Genomic DNA, 3,453 nt, shown 5'->3' with positions numbered 1-3,453 from the left:
GATAGCCCGTTTGACGGCCGCCAGACCATGCGCCTGGTGCAGATCGTTAAAGTCGTTGCAGCCCTGATCGGGAAAGACCACCCGGCACCCGTGGCACGCCTCCGCCCCAGTGCGCCCCGCGGGATCGTCGTCGGCACAAATCACCATCTCCGCCGTCGCCGTGATCGCCCGCACCGCGCCCGCCACGGCCTTCAAGTTGCCCGCCGAGAAGGCCACCACCGCGGTGTCACCCGTCGCGGTGCGGACGCTCTGTGCCGTGGCCAGGCCCTCGGCAATCAGGATGCGGGTCGATCCTTCGATGGCTCCCAGCACATGAAACACGGCGGCCGTTTGGCCTGATTTCATGAACAGCTTCTTGCTGTTCTCGGCGTCCGGGATGATCTGCAAGGATCGCATCTCGCCGTCGCGGTTGCGCATCGGCACAATCAGGCCGGAGATCGCCCATTCGGCGCCCTCAAACCCAAAGGCTTTCGATGACAGGCCCATGACGGCGCGCACGCCTTCCGGGAGGCTGATGCCCTTGCGCACCAGGTAAGCACTGTGCTCGACCTCGCTGGACGCTTGGTCATAGATCCGTTGCGCGCGCAGTGCGGCCTGATCTCGGCGCTTTTTCTCATCCGCCTTGGCCGCCACCTGCTGGCGCTTGATGACATCAAGCTCGGCGACCGACAGCACGCGCCCAGTCCCGTTGCCCCAGGTATGCTGCACGCCGTCGCGCCACGATCCGAATGCCGCGGCCTTGCCGGTCGCATCGTCGTGGGCGACATACCACCCATCGTCGCTATGTCGATGGTGCGTCAGATCGGTGGGGAATCGGTGTAATTTGCCGTCCCATACAATCGCCTCGGGCGCATCAAAGCCGGCACTGATGATGGCGTCATAGAGCGTCATGCGGTGGTCCTGCCGGTATGTCGCGGCAGGCACTCCCGAAGCATCATCCGCCGCGCCTGGCCCTGTGCCTGCGCCCCTACTGCAAACCAGCCGCCCTGGAGGCCGCCCAATGAGTACCGTTGACATCAACGTGCAGATCTACACCAACCCGGCCCCGATCGGCTTGAGACATCGCGCCGGGGTCTGGCTGCACCGGCTGGCCGCGAAGATCGACGGCAAAGCCTACGCGCGGTTCGACCTGCGGTGCAACGTCCCGCTCCCGCCGCAACAGGAGTTGACGCGAGCATTCGAGCTTGGCACGCAACGCACGTGCGACCTGATTGCAGCCTCCGCGCGCATCCACATGGTGGACCGCGTCATGATGGATACCTGCCCAGGTCTATGGCAGGAGGACGGCCGATGAGCACCGATGATCGCACGTTGCCGTGTGACAGTCTGACCATGCTCAGCGGCACACCTGAATGTATGCGAGGGCTCCAGATCGACGCGCACCAGTGCGCCACCTGCGCCGAGTACGCCGTCGAGACCTACGTGCGCACAAGATGCGAGGTATGGACAAGGGTCATGGGCTATCACCGCCCGACGAGTCAGTTCAACAAGGGTAAGCAGCAGGAGCATCGCGACCGCTTGGTGTTTCGTGAATCGCCGGCCGCACTGGAGAGCCAAGCATGACAGAGTTCGCCGAATATTACGCATCGCACCGCAAAAGCATCGCCGTCGCAGCGATCCTCCCGATGGTCCTGGGGCCGCTTGGGACGCTGTACGGGAGTCCGCTCGCCGGGGCCATCCTGACCCTTGCGTCTGGCGCGCTGTTCGCCCTGATCACGGTCGGCGGGGCGCTGTCGGCCTTGCTCGTCGCCGAAGAGGCCCAGCAGTTGGCCGCCGCGATGGTGGTCTGGTCCCCGCTGACGGCTGTCGTGGCGATCTGGAGCGCGGCGATCCTGCTGGGATGGAGCGGAGCCGAGCAGCACAACCGGCGCGTGCTGGCGCAGATGGATTTGTGGCGGCGGCTGGCGTTGGAAGTGTGTGATTGCGCCTCGGCGGCGCTGAGCGCGGGCCAGGAAACTGACTTTACAATTCCGGAGATGTTTGTTGGCAGGAGGAATGAATCGTGACCACCATCAACCTCGTCATCTGCCACCAGTACGGAGACGACAAGACCCTGCGCGACATCATCAGCGAGTCCGCTGAAGCAAAGCCCATTGGCCGCGGGCTGGCGGTGCATCAGTCGGTGATCGTTCCGATGCATTGGCAGGTATCGGACATCGAAACAGGGATGTCCGTCGGTCTGCCCGCAGCGACCGAAGCGGAGGCACGTAAGTCCGCTCATGATCGGCTGATGCGGGCCATAAGGCAAATGGGGAACGGCAGGACGTTCACCGAGGTTCTGGACAACGCGCGGCGCGGGTGGGCGGGGCGATGACCAGGGCTCAAGCAAACAAGTTCAAGCGGCTATGCCAGCAGATTGCGGACCTTCATGCTGAGATACGCAAGACACATCCGCACGCTGAACTGTTTTTTGAACACGGGATTCTGAATATTTACGACTGGCCCCCTGGCTCGGATAAACCAGATGATCCGATTGCCGATGGGTGTAGATGGCCGCACTCGGGATCATGTGAGAGATGACAGTATGACCGAAGACACCAGAGAAGAATGGATAGCGCGTTGCGCCGCCCGCCTGGCCACAGGTAAGCGGATGACGCCAAAGCAGGCTTACGAGATCGCCGTTGCCTGCTACGAGATCGCCGACCATCCGGAAGACAGTCCGGAGTATGCGGCAGACGAGGAACTGCTGGTGTCTGCTGAGTGTGCAGCATGACCGAAGACACCTGCGAATACTGCAAATACCCGCTCGCTGGCATCCACGTCGGAACCGGCACCGGGCTATCGCATCCCAAGTGCTACGCGCAGAATCACCCGCCGTTCCAGGCGACCACGGCTGAGCAGGTTGGTGAAGCGAAATGACCATCTTCCCCGACGAGTCCCGTTGCGACCAGGACGATGTAGCCTACATTCCGCCGTGGGGGGATTGGTCGATTGCCAGCGTATCGGCACACGAACAGGTAAGGATTCTCGAAAGGAAAGCTGAGGTGTTCAGGCGCGGGGCGCAACTCGCCGATCTGGAGTTTCTGCGGCAGTGCTACTGTATTGATGCGTTTCGGGTGTGGTGAAGACATGACAACAGACGAAGCAACCCAATCCGCTCAACATAATCCGCGGGATAGCAATCAATGAGCAAAGCATGGAACGGGAACGCGCATGATAGGTCCGGCGTCGCTGTGCGTAGTGATCAATGCCGCAAAGCTGGTTGCAAGGCTGCAAGAAAGGAAAAGGCTGAGGAATTTAGTTATCACGGTAATGACATAATGAATACCACCTTCCTTCTTCTCGCCGAGTTCGGGCAAGCCGACATCCCGCTTGAGACCGTCGCCGCGCGCTACCTAGGCATGGACGAGCGCGCCGCCCGCGCCAAGGCCAACCGCGGCGAGTTGCCGTTCCCGGCGTATCGTGCGGGGTCGACGAAATCCCCGTGGATGGTGCGGGTCACCGATCTGGCTG

General features: G+C 62.2%; 9 protein-coding genes. 8 read left to right on the top strand and 1 reads right to left on the bottom strand.

Features of this window, described 5'->3' with window-relative positions; all coding sequences use genetic code 11:
* Positions 1–891: toprim domain-containing protein (locus A39O_RS36315; protein ID WP_020503919.1), on the bottom strand; the 891-nt coding region annotated here is incomplete at its 3' end.
* A 109-nt stretch (positions 892–1,000) separates the two neighbouring features.
* On the opposite strand from A39O_RS36315, the gene A39O_RS0106690 reads away from it, so the two are divergent.
* The 8 genes from A39O_RS0106690 to A39O_RS0106660 all read left to right on the top strand — a co-directional run.
* A complete protein-coding gene (locus tag A39O_RS0106690) occupies positions 1,001–1,294 on the top strand; it encodes a hypothetical protein (RefSeq protein WP_020503918.1) in 294 nt (97 codons plus the stop codon).
* Positions 1,295–1,356: 62 nt separating this feature from the next.
* A complete protein-coding gene (gene nrdD / locus A39O_RS0106685; RefSeq protein WP_157639752.1) occupies positions 1,357–1,563 on the top strand; it encodes an anaerobic ribonucleoside-triphosphate reductase in 207 nt (68 codons plus the stop codon).
* Entirely contained in the window at positions 1,560–2,006 is a 447-nt protein-coding gene (locus A39O_RS0106680; RefSeq protein WP_020503916.1) for a hypothetical protein, read from the top strand. Before nrdD ends, A39O_RS0106680 begins: the two co-directional genes overlap by 4 nt.
* A complete protein-coding gene (locus A39O_RS0106675) occupies positions 2,003–2,314 on the top strand; it encodes a hypothetical protein (RefSeq protein ID WP_020503915.1) in 312 nt (103 codons plus the stop codon). The genes A39O_RS0106680 and A39O_RS0106675 overlap by 4 nt, the downstream gene beginning before the upstream one ends.
* 210 nt (positions 2,315–2,524) lie before the next feature.
* On the top strand, positions 2,525–2,713 hold the full coding sequence (locus tag A39O_RS32335) for a hypothetical protein (protein WP_020503914.1): 189 nt from the start codon (positions 2,525–2,527) through the stop codon (positions 2,711–2,713).
* Entirely contained in the window at positions 2,710–2,859 is a 150-nt protein-coding gene (locus A39O_RS40485; RefSeq protein ID WP_157639748.1) for a hypothetical protein, read from the top strand. Before A39O_RS32335 ends, A39O_RS40485 begins: the two co-directional genes overlap by 4 nt.
* Positions 2,856–3,065 (top strand): hypothetical protein, encoded by a 210-nt coding sequence (locus tag A39O_RS0106665; protein ID WP_020503913.1) that lies wholly within the window; start codon positions 2,856–2,858, stop codon positions 3,063–3,065. The genes A39O_RS40485 and A39O_RS0106665 overlap by 4 nt, the downstream gene beginning before the upstream one ends.
* Before the next feature lie 195 nt (positions 3,066–3,260).
* Positions 3,261–3,453: pyocin activator PrtN family protein (locus A39O_RS0106660; protein ID WP_020503912.1), on the top strand; the 193-nt coding region annotated here is incomplete at its 3' end.

This window comes from Lamprocystis purpurea DSM 4197 (assembly GCF_000379525.1).
Classification (GTDB): domain Bacteria; phylum Pseudomonadota; class Gammaproteobacteria; order Chromatiales; family Chromatiaceae; genus Thiodictyon; species Thiodictyon purpureum.
This window is presented reverse-complemented; position numbering and strand designations above follow the sequence as displayed.